Annotated in this window: 19 protein-coding genes; 11 read left to right on the top strand and 8 right to left on the bottom strand. The window is 63.3% G+C overall.

The features are described from left to right. Positions 1-5: 5 nt before the first annotated feature. The 7 genes from ACF8R4_RS02740 to ACF8R4_RS02770 all read left to right on the top strand — a co-directional run bounded on the left by ACF8R4_RS02740 (position 6) and on the right by ACF8R4_RS02770 (position 5010). Positions 6-596 (top strand): YggT family protein, encoded by a 591-nt coding sequence (locus ACF8R4_RS02740; RefSeq protein ID WP_012274648.1) that lies wholly within the window; start codon positions 6-8, stop codon positions 594-596. Between the two features lie 88 nt (positions 597-684). After that, a complete protein-coding gene (locus ACF8R4_RS02745) occupies positions 685-1824 on the top strand; it encodes a homoserine O-acetyltransferase (protein ID WP_028698440.1) in 1140 nt (379 codons plus the stop codon). A gap of 7 nt (positions 1825-1831) precedes the next feature. Then, positions 1832-2452, top strand: coding sequence for a methionine biosynthesis protein MetW (gene metW / locus ACF8R4_RS02750; RefSeq protein WP_003249106.1), 621 nt, complete (start codon positions 1832-1834; stop codon positions 2450-2452). 22 nt (positions 2453-2474) lie between these two features. Beyond that, positions 2475-2909 carry a DUF4426 domain-containing protein gene (locus ACF8R4_RS02755; RefSeq protein ID WP_060498063.1) on the top strand — a complete coding sequence of 145 codons (435 nt, stop codon included), beginning with the start codon at positions 2475-2477 and terminating at the stop codon, positions 2907-2909. Further along, positions 2906-3502 (top strand): RdgB/HAM1 family non-canonical purine NTP pyrophosphatase, encoded by a 597-nt coding sequence (gene rdgB / locus ACF8R4_RS02760; protein WP_060498064.1) that lies wholly within the window; start codon positions 2906-2908, stop codon positions 3500-3502. The genes ACF8R4_RS02755 and rdgB overlap by 4 nt, the downstream gene beginning before the upstream one ends. After that, positions 3499-4674, top strand: coding sequence for a radical SAM family heme chaperone HemW (gene hemW / locus ACF8R4_RS02765; RefSeq protein WP_164525174.1), 1176 nt, complete (start codon positions 3499-3501; stop codon positions 4672-4674). The genes rdgB and hemW overlap by 4 nt, the downstream gene beginning before the upstream one ends. A 9-nt stretch (positions 4675-4683) precedes the next feature. Beyond that, the gene (locus tag ACF8R4_RS02770) at positions 4684-5010 is read left to right on the top strand and encodes a DUF3392 domain-containing protein (RefSeq protein WP_016712515.1); all 327 of its coding nucleotides are present in this window, start codon (positions 4684-4686) and stop codon (positions 5008-5010) included. Between the two features lie 623 nt (positions 5011-5633). On the opposite strand, the gene trmB is transcribed toward ACF8R4_RS02770, so the two are convergent. From trmB to ACF8R4_RS02790, 4 genes are all read right to left on the bottom strand, one after another. After that, positions 5634-6356 carry a tRNA (guanosine(46)-N7)-methyltransferase TrmB gene (trmB, locus tag ACF8R4_RS02775; protein WP_019097204.1) on the bottom strand — a complete coding sequence of 241 codons (723 nt, stop codon included), beginning with the start codon at positions 6354-6356 and terminating at the stop codon, positions 5634-5636. Between the two features lie 9 nt (positions 6357-6365). Further along, positions 6366-7178, bottom strand: coding sequence for a thiazole synthase (locus ACF8R4_RS02780; RefSeq protein WP_060498066.1), 813 nt, complete (start codon positions 7176-7178; stop codon positions 6366-6368). A 53-nt stretch (positions 7179-7231) separates the two neighbouring features. Then, entirely contained in the window at positions 7232-7432 is a 201-nt protein-coding gene (gene thiS, locus ACF8R4_RS02785; protein ID WP_012274654.1) for a sulfur carrier protein ThiS, read from the bottom strand. 102 nt (positions 7433-7534) lie between these two features. Continuing rightward, positions 7535-7906 carry a DUF423 domain-containing protein gene (locus ACF8R4_RS02790; RefSeq protein ID WP_060498067.1) on the bottom strand — a complete coding sequence of 124 codons (372 nt, stop codon included), beginning with the start codon at positions 7904-7906 and terminating at the stop codon, positions 7535-7537. A 64-nt stretch (positions 7907-7970) separates the two neighbouring features. Here ACF8R4_RS02790 and mtgA point away from each other — a divergent pair, with 64 nt between their 5' ends. Beyond that, the gene (gene mtgA, locus ACF8R4_RS02795; RefSeq protein WP_164525175.1) at positions 7971-8681 is read left to right on the top strand and encodes a monofunctional biosynthetic peptidoglycan transglycosylase; all 711 of its coding nucleotides are present in this window, start codon (positions 7971-7973) and stop codon (positions 8679-8681) included. A gap of 96 nt (positions 8682-8777) precedes the next feature. Here the strand turns inward: mtgA and rpoH are convergent, their stop codons facing one another. From rpoH to ftsY, 4 genes are all read right to left on the bottom strand, one after another. Further along, complete coding sequence (rpoH, locus tag ACF8R4_RS02800) at positions 8778-9632, bottom strand: RNA polymerase sigma factor RpoH (protein WP_015272155.1); 855 nt, start codon at positions 9630-9632, stop codon at positions 8778-8780. A gap of 111 nt (positions 9633-9743) precedes the next feature. Next, positions 9744-10769, bottom strand: a complete 1026-nt coding sequence (ftsX, locus tag ACF8R4_RS02805) for a permease-like cell division protein FtsX (protein WP_200928876.1) — start codon at positions 10767-10769, stop codon at positions 9744-9746. Continuing rightward, positions 10766-11437, bottom strand: coding sequence for a cell division ATP-binding protein FtsE (gene ftsE, locus ACF8R4_RS02810; protein WP_012274659.1), 672 nt, complete (start codon positions 11435-11437; stop codon positions 10766-10768). Before ftsE ends, ftsX begins: the two co-directional genes overlap by 4 nt. Positions 11438-11439: 2 nt before the next feature. Then, the gene (gene ftsY, locus ACF8R4_RS02815; protein ID WP_392491645.1) at positions 11440-12930 is read right to left on the bottom strand and encodes a signal recognition particle-docking protein FtsY; all 1491 of its coding nucleotides are present in this window, start codon (positions 12928-12930) and stop codon (positions 11440-11442) included. 231 nt (positions 12931-13161) lie between these two features. On the opposite strand from ftsY, the gene ACF8R4_RS02820 reads away from it, so the two are divergent. Genes ACF8R4_RS02820 through rsmD form a run of 3 tightly spaced genes read left to right on the top strand, consistent with a single transcriptional unit; the run spans position 13162 to position 16614 of the window. Then, positions 13162-14517 (top strand): pitrilysin family protein, encoded by a 1356-nt coding sequence (locus ACF8R4_RS02820; protein WP_060498070.1) that lies wholly within the window; start codon positions 13162-13164, stop codon positions 14515-14517. Next, positions 14510-16000, top strand: coding sequence for a M16 family metallopeptidase (locus ACF8R4_RS02825; protein ID WP_392491648.1), 1491 nt, complete (start codon positions 14510-14512; stop codon positions 15998-16000). Before ACF8R4_RS02820 ends, ACF8R4_RS02825 begins: the two co-directional genes overlap by 8 nt. Continuing rightward, positions 16000-16614 (top strand): 16S rRNA (guanine(966)-N(2))-methyltransferase RsmD, encoded by a 615-nt coding sequence (rsmD, locus tag ACF8R4_RS02830; protein ID WP_060498072.1) that lies wholly within the window; start codon positions 16000-16002, stop codon positions 16612-16614. The genes ACF8R4_RS02825 and rsmD overlap by 1 nt, the downstream gene beginning before the upstream one ends. The last annotated feature ends 55 nt before the right edge of the window (positions 16615-16669 follow it).

Genomic DNA, 16669 nt, shown 5'->3' on the forward strand with positions numbered 1-16669 from the left:
TTTAGATGAATGCACTGTCCGGTGCCGCGATCTTCGTGGTGCAAACCTTGGTCAGCCTGTACCTGGTGATCGTCCTGCTGCGCTTCGTGCTGCAGCTGGTCAAGGCCAACTTCTACAACCCGCTTTGCCAGTTCGCGGTGCGGGCCACCCAGCCGCTGCTCAAGCCGATCCGTCGGGTCATCCCCAGTGTCGGTGGGCTCGACACCTCGTCGCTGCTGCTGGCCATCGTTATCCAGGCCCTGCTGATGGGCTTCGTGCTGATGGTCACCTACGGCACGTTCGGCGACATCCTGCACTTGCTGATGTGGGCGATCATCGGCATCACCTCGCTGTTCCTGAAGATTTTCTGGGTGGCGATGATCGTGATGGTGATCGTTTCGTGGGTCGCGCCCAACAGCCATAACCCGGCGGCCGAGCTGGCCTACCAGATCAGCGAGCCGGTGCTGGCACCGTTCCGTCGCCTCGTGCCTAACCTGGGTGGCATGGACATTTCGCCGATCTTCGCCTTCCTGGCGATCCAGGTGATCCAGTCGTTCGTCATGCCCCCGCTGGCCGCCTACGCCGGCATGCCACAGGAACTGTGGCGCATGATCTGACCCTGGTTACCCCCAGCGGCAAGCCTTTGCTTGCCGCTGGGGGTAGCGCTCTTTAGACTTACGCCTCCGTCAAGCGTGAGCAGGGTCGATGTCCACTGTCTTTCCCGAAGATTCCGTCGGTCTGGTAGTACCGCAAACCGCCCGGTTCGATGAACCGCTGGCCCTGGCCTGTGGCCGTTCCCTGGCCAGTTACGAGCTGGTCTACGAGACCTATGGCACCCTGAACGCCAGCGCGAGCAACGCCGTGCTGATCTGTCATGCCCTTTCCGGCCACCACCATGCCGCTGGCTACCATGCCGACACCGACCGCAAGCCGGGTTGGTGGGACAGCTGCATTGGCCCTGGCAAGCCCATCGACACCAACCGCTTCTTCGTGGTCAGCCTGAACAACCTCGGCGGCTGCAACGGCAGCACCGGCCCCAGCAGCATCAACCCGGCCACCGGCAAGCCCTACGGCGCCGATTTCCCGGTGCTGACTGTCGAAGACTGGGTGCACAGCCAGGCACGCCTGGCAGACCGCCTGGGCATTGCGCAATGGGCGGCCATCGTCGGCGGCAGCCTGGGTGGCATGCAGGCACTGCAATGGACCATGACCTACCCCGAGCGTGTGCGCCATTGTGTCGACATCGCCTCGGCGCCCAAGCTGTCAGCGCAGAACATTGCCTTCAACGAAGTGGCACGCCAGGCCATCCTTACCGACCCCGAGTTCCACGGCGGCTCGTTCCAGGACCAGGGCGTGATCCCCAAGCGCGGTCTGATGCTGGCGCGCATGGTCGGCCACATCACCTACCTGTCGGACGACTCGATGGGTGAAAAATTCGGCCGTGAGCTCAAGAGCGACAAGCTCAACTACGACTTCCACAGTGTCGAGTTCCAGGTCGAAAGCTACCTGCGCTACCAAGGCGAGGAGTTTTCTGGCCGTTTCGACGCCAATACCTATTTGCTGATGACCAAGGCGCTGGACTATTTCGACCCGGCCGCCGCCCAGGGCGGTGACCTGGCTGCCACGCTGGCCCACGTCAAGGCGGACTACTGCATCATGTCGTTCACGACCGACTGGCGCTTCTCGCCGGCCCGTTCGCGCGAAATCGTCGACGCCCTGATGGCGGCCCGCAAGAACGTGTGTTACCTGGAGATCGACTCGCCTTACGGGCACGATGCCTTCCTGATCCCCACACCTCGCTACATGCAGGGTTTCTCGAACTACATGAACCGCATTGCCATCTGAGGACAGCATGAGAGCCGATCTGGAAATCATCCACGACTGGATCCCCGCCGGCAGCCGGGTACTCGACCTGGGCTGCGGCAGCGGCGAACTGCTGGCCTCGCTGCGTGACCGCAAGCAGGTCACCGGCTATGGCCTGGAGATCGACGCCGACAACATCGCCGCCTGCGTGGCCAAGGGCGTCAACGTCATCGAGCAGGACCTGGACAAAGGCCTGGGCAACTTCGCCAGCAACAGTTTCGACGTAGTGATCATGACCCAGGCCCTGCAGGCCGTGGAGTACCCCGACCGCATCCTCGACGAGATGCTGCGGGTAGGCCGCCAGTGCATCATCACCTTCCCGAACTTCGGCCATTGGCGCTGCCGCTGGTACCTGGCCACCAAGGGACGCATGCCGGTATCGGACTTCATGCCGTACACCTGGTACAACACGCCGAACATCCACTTCTGCACCTTCGCCGACTTCGAAGAGCTGGTGCACGAGCGCAGGGCCAAGGTGCTCGACCGCCTGGCCGTCGATCACTTGCACCGCAACGGGTGGGGTGGCCGGCTTTGGCCTAATCTTCTAGGTGAGATCGGCATCTATCGCGTCAGCAGCCCGGGCCTGCAAGAGCACCAGCTCGCGGTCTGACGCCCACCGGAGGAATCGCCCCATGCGTCGCCTAGCCCTGTTCCTGATCAGCCTGTGCCTGGCCTTGCCGGTACTGGCTGCCGATGCCGCCCGGCCCGAGCGCAAGGAAGTGTTTGGCGACGTGACGGTGCACTACAGCGCGTTCACGTCGAGCATGCTCACGCCCGAGGTGGCCGCAGCCACCGGCCTGGTGCGCAGCAAGAACCAGGGCGTGCTCAACATTGCCGTACTCAAGGCCAACAAACCTGCCACGGCGGTGGTCAGCGGCACGGTCAAGGACCTGACCGGGCGTAGCAGCCCGCTGTCGTTCAAACAGATTACCGAACAGGGCGCGGTGTACTACATCGCCCAGTTCAAGATCGAACAGCCAGAAACCGTGACCTTCGACCTGAATATCGAAACCGGCGGTATCAGCAATTCCCTTAGCTTCAACCAGGACGTGTTCCCAGGCGAATGATGAATTTCCAGCAACTCGTATTGGCCAGCCACAACGCCGGCAAACTCAAGGAACTGCAGGCCATGCTCGGCCAGTCCGTGCAACTGCGTTCGATTGGCGAATTCAGCCAGGTAGAGCCAGAAGAAACCGGCCTGTCGTTCGTTGAAAACGCCATTCTCAAGGCGCGTAACGCTGCACGTATCTCCGGCCTGCCGGCCTTGGCTGACGATTCCGGCCTGGCGGTGGACTTCCTTGGTGGTGCGCCGGGTATCTACTCAGCGCGCTACGCCGACGGCAGGGGTGACGCGGCCAACAATGCCAAGCTGCTCGAAGCCTTGAAGGACGTGCCCAAAGCCGAGCGCGGTGCGCAGTTTGTCTGCGTACTGGCGCTGGTGCGCCACGCCGACGACCCGCTGCCGATCCTGTGCGAAGGCCTGTGGCACGGCAGCATCCTGTTCGAGGCCAGCGGCGAGCATGGCTTTGGGTATGACCCGCTGTTCTGGGTGCCGGAGCGCAACTGCTCCAGCGCCGACCTGGCCCCTGTGGACAAAAACCAGCTCAGCCACCGCGCCCGTGCCATGGCCCTGCTGCGCCAACGTCTGGGCCTGGCATGATCGCAACGCTGTCCACCACCGGCGCGGCGGGTTTCACCAGCCTGCCGCCGCTGGCGCTGTACATCCACATTCCGTGGTGCGTACGCAAGTGCCCTTACTGCGACTTCAATTCTCACGCTGCCGGGCCTGAACTGCCGGAAGACGCCTACGTCACAGCGCTGCTGGACGACCTCGATCAGGAGCTGGCCGCCGTACAGGGCCGCCCGATCAGTTCGATCTTCTTCGGGGGCGGTACGCCCAGCCTGTTCAGTGCCAACGCCCTGGGCCGGCTGCTGCGCGGCGTAGAGCAACGCATCCCGTTCGCACCCGACATCGAAATCACCCTGGAAGCCAACCCGGGCACCTTCGAGCAGGACAAGTTCAAGGCCTACCGGCAAACCGGTATCAACCGCCTGTCCATCGGCGTGCAAAGTTTCCAGCCCGCCAAGCTGGAGGCGCTGGGGCGTATCCACAATGGCGATGAAGCGGTCCGAGCTGCCGGCATGGCGCGTGCGGCCGGCTTCGACAACTTCAACATGGACTTGATGCACGGCCTGCCCGACCAATCGCTGGAGGATGCGCTGGGCGACCTGCGCCAGGCCATCGACCTGGGCCCTACACACCTGTCGTGGTACCAGCTGACCGTGGAACCGAACACGGTGTTCTGGAACCAGCCGCCTGAGCTGCCCGAGGACGACATCCTTTGGGATATTCAGGAAGCCGGCCAGGCACTGATGGCCGAGCACTGTTTCCGCCAGTACGAGGTATCGGCCTACGCCCAGGCGGGCCGCGCTGCCCGGCACAACCTGAACTACTGGCGCTTCGGCGACTTCATCGGTATCGGAGCCGGCGCCCACGGCAAGCTGACCTTCGCCGACGGGCGTATCCTGCGTACCTGGAAGACCCGCCTGCCCAAGGATTACCTGAACCTGGCCAAGCCTTTCAAGGCCGGCGAGAAGCTGCTGCCGGTGGACGAGCTGCCATTCGAGTTCCTGATGAACGCCCTGCGCCTGACCGACGGAGTGGAAGCCGAGCTGTTCACCCAGCGCACCGGTTTGCCACTGGAGCAACTGCGCGAGGCACGCCGCGCCGCCGAACAAAAGGGCCTTTTGCAGGTCGAAGCGGATCGACTGATGGCCACGCCGAGGGGCCAGTTGTTCCTCAATGACCTGCTGCAGTATTTCTTGACCTAAGGATGACCCATGGATCTGGTACTTGATCTGCTCGCGACGGTTTCCCGCTGGAGCCGCGGCAACCTGTCGGAGATTTCACTGGCCTTGGTAGGCTGCCTGCTGGTGCTGTTTGGTAGCGATGTCAAAGCCTGGGCCGAGCAGCGGCTAGGTGGCTTGGCTGGCGCCCTGCGCGTGCCGTTCATGGCGCTAATGGTGATGATCGGCAGCGGTGCGGCGCTGATCTATGCCACGCCGTGGGTGGTGAAGGGGCTAAGCCAGTTCAACAACTACGCGCTGGCGCCGGTGTTGTTGGTGGTGCTGGTGTTGATTGGTGTGGTGGCTGATCGCAGGGGTTAAGCATTGCTAAAAGCTGCCCCGGAGTACCAGGGCAGCCCTACCACCTGACTAGCCCTTAACGGGCATCATCGAAGTGGTCACGCATGAAGTCCCGAGCGGTCTTGAGCACTATCAAGATCCGGACAAGCTTCCAGACGCGGCTCAGCGCATCAAGCAAAAGCTTCATATGCCTTGGCCTCCGTGTTGGCGGGCCAGTCTTCCAGCATCTAACCGGTACTTCGATGCCTTTCGAAAACCGTGTAAGTCTTCAGTGAAGTGGCCAGGTCAATGGCCCTTCGAAAAGCATCACCGGCACGGTTCTCAAGCCGCGTCGAAGGGGCCGGAAAGCAGAATTCTTCTCCTACCCGGCCCATCACTGAATATCCTTAAACGGGAGCAGCGCGATGGTACTCGCATTCTCCGATCAAGACTGTTAACCACTCCGACACACATGATGCTAAAGATTTCTGGGCATTGACGCGGCATCCAGGCCTGCCTAAGATCCTTGGACCGTGTGAGTTTTCAGTGAAGTCCTGAGCGACGGATACTCAGTCCTACCGCTCACAAAAAAACCGCTCTTCTCAGAGCGGTTTTTTCGCCTGCATTTCTGCAAGCACCAGCAATTGAACGGCCGTATCAGCCGCTCAATCCACCTTCTCGAACTTCAAGTCCCACACCCCATGCCCTAGTCGCTCGCCGCGCCGTTCGAACTTGGTGATCGGGCGCTCTTCCGGGCGTGGCACATAGGTGCCATCGGCCGCACGGTTGCGATAGCCAGGCGCAGCACTCATCACTTCCAGCATGTACTCGGCATACGGCTCCCAGTCGGTCGCCATATGGAACACGCCACCAGGCTTGAGCTTGCGACGTACCAGCTCGGCAAACTCCAGCTGCACGATGCGGCGCTTGTGGTGGCGCGCCTTGTGCCAAGGGTCGGGGAAGAACAGCATCAAGCGGTCGAGGCTGTTGTCCGCCACGCAGCGGTTCAGCACTTCAATGGCATCGCAGTCGTATACCCGCAGGTTCTTCAGGCCCTGGGTCAGCACGCCGTTGAGCAGCGCGCCCACACCCGGGCGGTGCACTTCCACGCCGATAAAGTCCTGCTCAGGCGCGGCAGCAGCCATTTCCAGCAGGGAGTGGCCCATGCCGAAGCCGATCTCCAGGGTGCGCGGCGCCGAGCGGCCAAACACCTGGTCGTAGTCCACCGGGCTGTCGGCCAGCGGCAGGATGTACAGTGGGCCGCCCTGGTCCAGGCCGCGTTGCTGGCCTTCGGTCATGCGCCCGGCGCGCATCACGAAGCTCTTGATGCGGCGGTGTGGGCGGGCGTCGCCGTCGGGGGTGATCGGCGTATCGTGCGATTCAGTCATCAGGGGCTCTTACTTGATCAGACCATCCAGCGGCGAAGAGGCGCTGGCATAGAGTTTCTTCGGCATACGGCCGGCCAGATAGGCCAGGCGACCGGCAACGATGGCGTGCTTCATGGCTTCTGCCATCAGCACCGGCTGCTGGGCGTGGGCGATGGCCGAGTTCATCAGCACCGCTTCACAGCCCATTTCCATGGCGATGGTGGCGTCGGATGCGGTACCCACGCCAGCATCGACCAGTACTGGCACCTTGGACTCTTCCAGGATGATCTGCAGGTTGTAGGGGTTGCAGATACCCAGGCCGGTACCAATCAGACCAGCCAGCGGCATCACCGCGATGCAGCCGGCTTCGGCCAGTTGGCGAGCAATGATCGGGTCATCGCTGGTGTACACCATCACGTCGAAACCTTCCTTGACCAGCACTTCGGCGGCCTTGAGGGTTTCGATCACGTTGGGGAACAGGGTTTTCTGGTCGGCCAGCACTTCCAGCTTTACCAGCGTGCGGGATTCGTGCGATTTGCGGCCATCGAGCAGCTCGCGGGCCAGACGGCAAGTGCGTACCGCTTCCACCGCGTCAAAGCAGCCGGCAGTGTTTGGCAGGATGGTGTACTTGTCGGGCGACAGCACGTCGAGCAGGTTCGGCTCGCCCGCATTCTGGCCAAGGTTGGTGCGGCGCACGGCGACGGTGACGATTTCGGAGCCCGATGCCTCGGTGGCCAGGCGGGTTTCTTCCATGTCACGGTACTTGCCGGTGCCCACCAGCAGGCGCGACTGGAAAGTACGCCCGGCCAGGGTGAAGGGCTTGTCGCTACGAACGTTGCTCATCGTTGTTCCTCGGGAAAGGTTGCAGGGCTAGCTTGTGAACCGCAGGGCTGCTGTCAGCCGCCACCAATGGCGTGGACCACTTCGACCTGGTCGCCATCGTTCAGCAGCGTGCTGTCGTGCTGGCTGCGCGGCACGATGTCCAGGTTCAGTTCCACTGCGACACGGCGCCCGGCAAGCTCCAGGCGCGTCAGCAGGGCTGCAACGCTCTCGCCAGCAGGCAGTTCGTAAGGTTCACCGTTCAGTTGAATGCGCATGCGCACGGCCACCATTGTTCTTTGGGGCCCGCATTCTAGCGCCGAACCGCCCTGCAACCCAAGGGCGGTGCGCGCCATTAGTCGCGATTGTGGACCACTCGGTCAGCCCAGCCGCCAGGCTGCCAGGCCCAGGCACAACCAGCCGGCCAGGAAGCACAGGCCGCCAATCGGGGTGATGATGCCCAGCTTGCCCAGGCCGCTGAGAGTCAGCAGGTACAGGCTGCCGGAGAACAGCACGATCCCCAGGGCAAACAGGCCGCCAGCCCAGCCCACCAGGCGCCCGGGCAGGTGTGCCGAGAGCACGGCAACGCCGAAGATCGCCAGGGCATGCACCAACTGGTAGGTCACGCCGGTATGAAAAATAGCCAGGTAGTCCGCCGTCAGTCGGTTCTTCAGGCCGTGGGCAGCGAAGGCACCCAGGGCGACCCCGGTAAAGCCGAAAAAGGCGGCAAGCATCAGGAAGCTGCGAAGCATGGGACGACTCCTTGGATCGGGTCTGTATAATGGCCCCTTCCACCCGTACGGCCAAGCCATCGCCATGCTTCCAACTCTTCTGCGCCGCCTTTCCCGTGCCCTGCTCTGGTTCGCAGCCGGCAGCATCGTGCTGGTGCTGGTGTTCCGCTGGGTGCCACCGCCCGGTACGGCACTGATGGTCGAGCGCAAGGTGCAATCGTGGGTCAGTGGCGAGCCGATCGACCTGCAACGCGACTGGGAACCGTGGGAGAACATCTCCGATGAGCTGAAGGTTGCCGTCATTGCGGGCGAGGACCAGAAGTTCGCCAGCCACTGGGGCTTCGACATCCCGGCCATCCAGGCGGCGCTGGCCTACAACGAGCGCGGCGGCAGTGTTCGCGGTGCCAGCACCCTGACCCAGCAAGTGGCCAAGAACCTGTTCCTGTGGTCCGGCCGTAGTTGGTTCCGCAAAGGCCTGGAGGCGTGGTTCACGGCCTTGATCGAACTGTTCTGGTCGAAGGAGCGAATTCTCGAGGTCTACTTGAACAGCGCCGAATGGGGCAAGGGCGTGTTCGGCGCCCAAGCGGCGGCGCGCTATCACTTTGGCGTGGATGCCAGCCGGCTTAGCCGCCAGCAGGCGGCGCAACTGGCGGCGGTGCTGCCGAGTCCGATCAAGTGGAGTGCCAGCCGGCCAAGTGCCTATGTGGCGAGCCGGGCCGGGTGGATTCGTCGCCAGATGAGTCAGTTGGGTGGGCCTGGCTACCTGATGCAGCTCGACACTTCGCGCAGGCTTTGAGTCTTTTGGGGCTGCTGCGCGGCCCCAATATTTCACAGGCAAAAAAAAGCCGCTGACCCTATCCAGGCCAGCGGCTTTGTTTGCAGCCAGGTTTGATCAAACCGCAATCAACGCCTTGACCTTGTTCATCGCATTCTTCTCCAGCTGACGAATCCGCTCAGCCGAAACGCTGTACTTGTCTGCCAGCTCATGCAGCGTGGCCTTCTCTTCCGCCAACCAGCGCTGGTAGAGAATATCGCGGCTACGCTCGTCCAGCCCTTGCAGCGCTTCGTGCAGGTTGCTGGTCGAATTGTCGCTCCAGTCAGCATCCTCCAGTTGCACCGCCGGGTCGTACCGGTGGTCTTCCAGGTAATGTGCAGGCGACTGGAAGGCGCTGTCGTCATCCGCCTCGGCTGCCGGGTCGAACGCCATATCCTGGCCACTCAAGCGGCTTTCCATCTCACGCACTTCACGCGGCTCTACGCCAAGGCTTTCTGCCACGCGATGCACTTCGTCGTTGTTCAGCCAGGCCAGGCGCTTCTTCTGGCTGCGCAGGTTGAAAAACAGTTTGCGCTGGGCCTTGGTGGTCGCCACCTTGACGATACGCCAGTTGCGCAGGATGAATTCGTGGATTTCTGCCTTGATCCAGTGCACGGCGAACGACACCAGGCGCACACCCATTTCCGGGTTGAAGCGCTTGACGGCTTTCATCAGGCCGACGTTGCCTTCCTGGATCAGGTCGGCTTGGGCCAGCCCGTAACCCGCATAGCTACGGGCAATGTGTACGACGAAACGCAGGTGGGCCATCACCATTTGACGAGCGGCCTCGACATCCTGCTCATAATAGAGACGCTCGCCCAGATCACGCTCCTGCTCGACCGTCAGCAGCGGGATGCTGTTGACCGTGTGCACATAGGCTTCCAGGTTTGCACCGGGCACCAGGGCATAGGCAGGTTGCAACGATGTGGTCATTCAAGAACCTCCGACTTACTAAACTCGCGCCTTGTGGGCGCTGCCAACATTGACCTGGAACGACGGTACAAGTTCCACAGTGAAGAAAATGTCAATGCCGGCACGTAAAAACTATCGCGGCGCCAACTCGTTCAGGTGACGAGCGACTGCGATCCATGCACCGATATACCCCAACAACACTGCTCCGATCAAGAGCGACAGACCATCGGACGCCGGCACCCCCCCCAGGGCGAAATCACTGCCATACAGCCCGGAAAGCCCTACAACCGCCTCGTTCAGCCAGTTCAGGCCAAACGCCAGGATGCCCCACGCCAACAGGCCTGCACCCAGGCCATACAGGGCACCCATGTACAGGAAAGGCCGGCGTACGTAGGCGTCGGTGCCGCCGACCAGCTTGATCACTTCGATCTCGATCCGGCGGTTTTCAATGTGTAGACGAATTGTGTTACCGATTACTAACAGCAGGGCAGAAATCAGCATCACGGCCAAGCCGAAGACGAAGCGGTCACCCAGCTTGAGGATGGCCGCCAGGCGCTCGACCCACACCAGGTCCAGTTGCGCCACTTCAACCCGTGGCAGCTCCGACAGACGCTGACGCAACGCGTCCAGGGCCGGCTTGTCGACCTCGGTCGGGGTCACGACCACCACGCCAGGCAACGGGTTGTCGGGCAGTTCACGCAGGGCCTCGCCCAGGCCGGACTGCTGCTGGAACTCCTCCAGCGCCTGCTCACGGCTGACATATTGCGCGTCCGCCACACCGGGCATGCCCTTGATCTCATCCCGCAGCGCCTCTCCATCACGGCTGCCGGCATCCAGCTTGAGGAACAGCGAAATTTGCGCGGCGCGCTGCCACGAGCCGCCAAGCTGCTCGATGTTCTTCAGCAGCAACGACAGGCCCATGGGCATGCTCAGCGCCACCGCCATCACCAGGCAGGTGAAAAAGCTGCCGATCGGCTGCTTGCCCAAGCGGCGCAGGCTGTCGGCCATGCTGGCACGGTGGCTTTCCAGCCAGGCATGCAGCAGCGTGCGGAAATCCGGGCCATCATCGTCTTCGCCGCGCTTTTTCTTCGCCGGTTGCGGGTCAGCGGGCTTTGGTGCAACCCGCTCGGAAACCTTCGGCGTACGTGTAGTGCTCATTGCCCGGCCTCCCCATCGCCGATCAAGCGGCCGCGCTGCAAGGTCAGCATGCGGTGACGCATGCGCGCAATCAGTGCCAGGTCGTGGCTGGCGATCAAGACCGTGGTACCCAGGCGGTTGATGTCCTCGAACACGCCCATGATCTCTGCGGCCAGGCGCGGGTCGAGGTTACCGGTGGGTTCGTCGGCCAGCAGCAGGGCCGGCTGGTGGACGATGGCGCGGGCAATGCCTACCCGCTGCTGCTGCCCGGTGGACAGGTCAGCCGGGAACAGTTCGCCCTTGTCCGACAGCGATACACGCTCCAGGGCCGAATCCACGCGCTTGGCGATCTCGGCCTTGGACAGGCCGAGAATCTGCAAGGGCAAGGCGATGTTGTTGAACACCGTGCGGTCGAACAACAGCTGGTGGTTCTGAAACACCACGCCGATCTGCCGGCGCAGGAACGGGATCTGCGCATTGCTGATCTGGCCCAGGTCCTGCCCGGCCAGCATGAGCTTGCCACTGGTCGGGCGCTCCATGGCCAGCAACAGGCGCAGCAAGGTGCTCTTGCCGGCACCCGAGTGCCCGGTGACGAACAGGAATTCGCCCCGGCGCGCCCGGAAACTCAGCTCATGCAAACCCACATGACCGTTGGGATAGCGCTTGGCAACCTGTTCGAATCGGATCATGGTCAGTCTCGCTCGGCGAACAGAGCCTTGACGAACGGCTCGGCTTCGAAGGTACGCAGGTCGTCGATGCCTTCACCCACACCGATGAAGCGGATCGGAATGTTGAACTGCTTGGCCAGGGCAAAGATCACCCCGCCCTTGGCAGTGCCGTCCAGCTTGGTCAGGGCCAGGCCGGTCAGTTCGACGCTCTGGTTGAAGTACTTGGCCTGGCTGATGGCGTTCTGGCCAGTACCGGCGTCGAGCACCAGCAGCACCTCATGCGGCGCATCGGCGTCGAGCTTGCCGATAACCCGGCGGACCTTCTTCAGCTCTTCCATCAAGTTGTCTTTGGTGTGCAGGCGGCCGGCGGTGTCAGCGATCAGCACGTCGGCGCCACGGGCCTTGGCGGCTTGAACGGCGTCGAAGATCACCGACGCGGAGTCGGCACCGGTATGCTGGGCGATTACCGGAATCTGGTTACGCTCGCCCCACACTTGCAACTGCTCGACCGCTGCCGCACGGAAAGTATCGCCAGCGGCCAGCATCACTTTTTTGCCTTCCATCTGCAGCTTCTTGGCCAGCTTGCCGATGGTGGTGGTCTTGCCGGCGCCGTTCACGCCAACCACGAGGATGACGTAAGGCTTGTTTTGCGCCTGTACTTTAAGCGGCTGCTCGACCGGGCGCAGCAGTGCGGCCAGCTCTTCCTGCAGCGACTTGTACAGGGCATCGGCGTCGGCCAACTGCTTGCGCGCGACCTTCTGGGTCAGGTTCTGGACGATGGCCGAGGTGGCTTCCACGCCGACGTCAGCCGTCAGCAAACGGGTCTCGATCTCGTCGAGCAGGTCGTCGTCGATGACTTTCTTGCCCAGGAACAGGCTGGCCATGCCCTCGCCGATGCTGGCGCTGGTCTTCGACAGGCCCTGCTTCAGGCGGGCAAAGAAGCCGGGTTTGGCTTGTTCGACAACGGCTGGGGCAGCGACAGGGGCCGGCTCTGGCTCGACAGGCGCTGCTACCGGGCGCTCGGGGATCGCCGGCGGGGCCTTTGGCTCCAGGTCGGGAACCAGAGCAACGGGCTCTTCGGCAACGGGCAGGACCAGGTTGCTGACAGGGGGCTCGACGGCATGAATGACTGGGGCTGCTGCGGGTGCAGAGGTTTCAACCTGCGGGGCGACAGGCGCTGCATTCGCGGGCACGCCCGCGCCCACAGGGGCCGGGGTTGGCTCGAATACCGGCGTCGCCACTGGCGCCGTTGCAGGCTCAGAGGCCAAGGCTGGCTCGGCAGCCCGAGGGGCCTCAGCTACAGCTGCGGGGGCTGCTGCAACCACCGGCTCGACCGGAGCGGCTTCAGGGCGCTCGACGGCGGGCTGCGGCGCTACGGGTTCTGCAGCCTGGGGTTCGGGGGCTTGTGGCTGTTCGGCGACAGGTTGCTGCGGCTTCTTTCGAAACCAGCTGAACAGGCCTTTCTTTCCGCCAGCCTCGGCCGGCGCTTTTTTGTCGTCGTTGGAACCAAACATGGAGGACGGCTATCTCAGGGTAGCGATGAGCCAGCAATGGCACATCGGGAATTCTCTCTACGCAGAACAGACTATCTTGAAGCCTGCTGGTTCATGCGCAACGTTTTGTCTTAGTGTCCTGTGGGCCAGAACGGCGACAGGCATGGTCGCCAGGCAACCGGATCAGTATCCTAGCACCTCCTGGCCCGTCGACGCTAAACCCAGCGGGCCGCCGAACAGGTTAAACACCGTATGAATGCTCTAGCCCGCCGCGCCGCTGGCCTGTTGTTCGGCACGCTCTGCCTGCCGCTCGCGGCCCTCGCCGCCGATGTGCAACCCACCCACGAATTCATTCTCGACAATGGCCTGAAAGTGGTCGTGCGCGAAGACCACCGCGCTCCGGTGGTAGTCTCGCAGATCTGGTACAAGGTGGGCTCCAGCTACGAGACCCCGGGCCAGACCGGCTTGTCCCACGCGCTGGAACACATGATGTTCAAGGGCAGCGCCAAGGTCGGACCCGGCGAAGCTTCGCGCATCCTGCGTGACCTGGGCGCCGACGAAAACGCCTTCACCAGCGACGACTACACCGCTTACTACCAGGTGCTGGCCCGCGACCGCCTGCCGGTAGCCCTGGAGCTGGAGGCTGACCGCCTGGCCAGCCTGCGCCTGCCCGCCGACGAGTTCAGCCGCGAAATCGAGGTGATCAAGGAAGAGCGCCGCCTGCGTACGGACGATCAGCCCAATCAAAAGGCATTTGAGCTGTTCCGCGCCATGGCCTACCCGGCCAGCGGCTACCACACCCCGACCATCGGCTGGATGGCCGACCTTGAACGTATGAAGGTCGAGGAGCTGCGTCACTGGTACGAGTCCTGGTACGCGCCCAACAACGCGACGCTGGTGGTGGTCGGCGATGTTACCGCCGATGAGGTCAAGGGCCTGGCGCAGAAGTACTTCGGCAGTATTCCCAAGCGCGCCGTGCCACCGGCCAAACTGCCTCTGGAACTGGCCGAACCTGGCCAGCGCCAGTTGACCCTGCATGTACGCACCCAACTGCCCAGCCTGATCTACGGTTTCAACGTGCCCGGCCTGCCCACCGCCAAGGACCCGCGCACCGTGCAAGCCCTGCGCCTGATCTCGGCCCTGCTCGACGGCGGCTACAGCGCCCGCATGCCGGCGCGCCTGGAGCGTGGCCAGGAGCTGGTGGCCGGCGCTTCTTCCAGCTACAACGCCTTCACCCGCGGCGACAGCCTGTTCCTGATTTCGGCTACGCCGAATGTGCAGAAGCAGAAAACCCTCGCCGATGTCGAAAAAGGCATCTGGCAGTTGCTTGAAGAACTCAAGACCACCCCGCCCAGCGCCGAAGAGCTCGAACGCGTTCGCGCTCAGGTCATCGCCGGCCTGGTCTACGACCGCGACTCCATCAGCAGCCAGGCCACCACCATCGGCCAGCTGGAAACCGTCGGCCTGTCCTGGAAGCTGATCGACAGCGAGCTGGACGAGCTCAAGCGTGTCACCCCGCAGGACATCCAGAACGCCGCGCGCACCTATTTCACCCGCGAACGCCTGAGCGTTGCCCATGTACTGCCCGAGGAGTCCGCTCATGAGTGATCGCCGCGCACCACGCCCAACCCTGCTGGCCACGGGCATCCGCGCCCTGGCGCTGGCGACCGTGCTGGCCGCCCCGGCCATGGCCGACAACGCCGCCAAGGCCGACAGCAGCGCCGCTCGCCCAGCAAACACCTTGCAATCCTTGGCCGAACTGGATGGCAAGGCACCGAGCCGGCGCCAGTTGAACATTCAGCACTGGAACACCGCCGAAGGCGCCCGTGTGCTGTTCGTAGAAGCCCGCGAACTGCCCATGTTCGACCTGCGCGTCACCTTCGCCGCCGGCAGCAGCCAGGACGGCGTTACGCCAGGTGTGGCCGCGCTGACCAACGCCATGCTCAACGAGGGCGTGGCCGGAAAAGACGTGACCGCCATCGCCGAAGGTTTCGAGGGCCTGGGGGCGGACTTTGGCAACGGCTCCTACCGCGACATGGCGGTGGCCTCGCTGCGCAGCCTCAGCGCCAAGGACAAGCGCGAACCGGCCCTCAAGCTGTTTACCGAGGTGGCCGGCAAGCCGACCTTCCCCGAAGACGCCCTCAAGCGCATCAAGAACCAGATGTTGGCCGGCTTCGAATACGAAAAGCAGAACCCCGGCAAGATCGCGGGCAAGGCGCTGTTCGGCAAGCTTTACGGCGACCACCCTTACGCCCACCCCAGCGACGGTACCGCCGAAAGCATCGAGGGCATCACCCTGGCACAGCTGCGCGCCTTCCATGCCAAAGCCTATACCGGCGGCAACGCGGTCATCGCGCTGGTCGGCGACCTGAGCCGCGCCGAAGCCGAAGCCATTGCGGCCCAGGTATCTGCCGGCCTGCCGAAGGGCCCGGCACTGGCCGCGCCAGCCCAGCCCACTGACGCCAAGGCTGGCCTGACTCACATCGACTTCCCGTCCAAGCAAACCCACCTGATGCTGGCCGAACTGGGCATCGACCGCCAGGACCCAGACTGGCCAGCCCTGTCGCTGGGCAACCAGATCCTCGGCGGCGGTGCGTTCGGCACCCGCCTGATGAGCGAGGTACGTGAAAAGCGCGGCCTGACCTACGGCGTGTACTCGGTGTTCAGCCCGATGCAGGTGCGCGGCCCCTTCATGATCAACCTGCAAACCCGCGCCGAGCAGAGCGAAGGCACGTTGAAGCTGGTGCAGGACATTCTTGCCGACTACCTCAAACAGGGCCCTACCCAGCGAGAGCTGGACGATGCCAAGCGTGAACTGGCCGGCAGCTTCCCGCTGTCCAATGCCAGCAACGCCAGCATCGTCGGCCAACTGGGCGCCATCGGCTTCTACAACCTGCCGCTGACCTGGCTGGAGGACTTCATGCAGCAGTCCCAGGCCCTCACCGTCGAACAGGTCAAGGCGGCCATGAACAAACACCTGTCAGCCGATAAACTGGTGATCGTCACCGTTGGCCCGAAAGTGCCACAAAAACCGCTGCCAGCCCCCACTGACAAGCCCTCCGAGCAGCCGCTCGGGGTACCGGAGCACTAATGCCAAGATCCACCCCTCCCGCCCGCCCGCAATCGGGCCAAAGCAAGGGCCAGGGCCACCTGCGCATCATCGCCGGCGAATGGCGCAGCCGCCGACTGGCGGTGCCGGAAGGCGAAGGCCTGCGGCCAACGCCCGACCGCGTGCGGGAAACCGTGTTCAACTGGCTGGCACCTTACATCGAGGGCGCCCGCGTGCTGGACGCCTTCACCGGTAGCGGCGCCCTGGTGCTCGAAGCCCTGTCGCGCGGGGCCGAAGACGCCGTGGCGCTGGACAGCAACCCGGCGGCCATCGCTAACCTGAAGAACAACCTCGAAATCCTGCGCTGCCCACGTGGGCAGATCCTGCAAACCGATGCCCTGCGCTACCTGCAAGGCCCGGCCAAGCAGCAGTTCGATGTGGTGTTCCTCGACCCGCCATTCCACCAGGACCTGCTGGCCAACACCTGCAACCTGCTGGAGCAGAACCAGTGGCTGCGCGAACAGGCATGGGTCTACACCGAAAGCGAAGCCGCGCCTTCAACCTTGCAATTGCCAGGCAACTGGCGCCTGCACCGCGAGAAGAAAACCGGTCAAGTGCACTACGCGCTCTGGCAAAGGGCCACAACCGACCAATAGCGCAGGTACTGTGGCGCTTTTTCGTGGCAATCTAGGCAGGCACATCACGAGTCGC

The organism is Pseudomonas sp. FYR_2 (assembly GCF_043106425.1).
Taxonomy (GTDB): Bacteria; Pseudomonadota; Gammaproteobacteria; order Pseudomonadales; family Pseudomonadaceae; genus Aquipseudomonas; species Aquipseudomonas monteilii.

Bases quoted from the DNA above. Each gene is read 5' to 3' on its own strand.
- ACF8R4_RS02770 (WP_016712515.1), top strand. From the start codon at position 4,684: ATGGATCTGGTACTTGATCTGCTCGCGACGGTTTCCCGCTGGAGCCGC.
- ACF8R4_RS02745 (WP_028698440.1), top strand. From the start codon at position 685: ATGTCCACTGTCTTTCCCGAAGATTCCGTCGGTCTGGTAGTACCGCAA.
- ftsX (WP_200928876.1), bottom strand. From the start codon at position 10,769: ATGAGCACTACACGTACGCCGAAGGTTTCCGAGCGGGTTGCACCAAAG.
- ftsY (WP_392491645.1), bottom strand. From the start codon at position 12,930: ATGTTTGGTTCCAACGACGACAAAAAAGCGCCGGCCGAGGCTGGCGGA.
- rdgB (WP_060498064.1), top strand. From the start codon at position 2,906: ATGATGAATTTCCAGCAACTCGTATTGGCCAGCCACAACGCCGGCAAA.
- trmB (WP_019097204.1), bottom strand. From the start codon at position 6,356: ATGACTGAATCGCACGATACGCCGATCACCCCCGACGGCGACGCCCGC.
- hemW (WP_164525174.1), top strand. From the start codon at position 3,499: ATGATCGCAACGCTGTCCACCACCGGCGCGGCGGGTTTCACCAGCCTG.
- ACF8R4_RS02790 (WP_060498067.1), bottom strand. From the start codon at position 7,906: ATGCTTCGCAGCTTCCTGATGCTTGCCGCCTTTTTCGGCTTTACCGGG.
- ACF8R4_RS02780 (WP_060498066.1), bottom strand. From the start codon at position 7,178: ATGAGCAACGTTCGTAGCGACAAGCCCTTCACCCTGGCCGGGCGTACT.
- rpoH (WP_015272155.1), bottom strand. From the start codon at position 9,632: ATGACCACATCGTTGCAACCTGCCTATGCCCTGGTGCCCGGTGCAAAC.
- ACF8R4_RS02820 (WP_060498070.1), top strand. From the start codon at position 13,162: ATGAATGCTCTAGCCCGCCGCGCCGCTGGCCTGTTGTTCGGCACGCTC.
- rsmD (WP_060498072.1), top strand. From the start codon at position 16,000: ATGCCAAGATCCACCCCTCCCGCCCGCCCGCAATCGGGCCAAAGCAAG.
- ACF8R4_RS02825 (WP_392491648.1), top strand. From the start codon at position 14,510: ATGAGTGATCGCCGCGCACCACGCCCAACCCTGCTGGCCACGGGCATC.
- ftsE (WP_012274659.1), bottom strand. From the start codon at position 11,437: ATGATCCGATTCGAACAGGTTGCCAAGCGCTATCCCAACGGTCATGTG.
- mtgA (WP_164525175.1), top strand. From the start codon at position 7,971: ATGCTTCCAACTCTTCTGCGCCGCCTTTCCCGTGCCCTGCTCTGGTTC.
- ACF8R4_RS02755 (WP_060498063.1), top strand. From the start codon at position 2,475: ATGCGTCGCCTAGCCCTGTTCCTGATCAGCCTGTGCCTGGCCTTGCCG.
- thiS (WP_012274654.1), bottom strand. From the start codon at position 7,432: ATGCGCATTCAACTGAACGGTGAACCTTACGAACTGCCTGCTGGCGAG.
- metW (WP_003249106.1), top strand. From the start codon at position 1,832: ATGAGAGCCGATCTGGAAATCATCCACGACTGGATCCCCGCCGGCAGC.
- ACF8R4_RS02740 (WP_012274648.1), top strand. From the start codon at position 6: ATGAATGCACTGTCCGGTGCCGCGATCTTCGTGGTGCAAACCTTGGTC.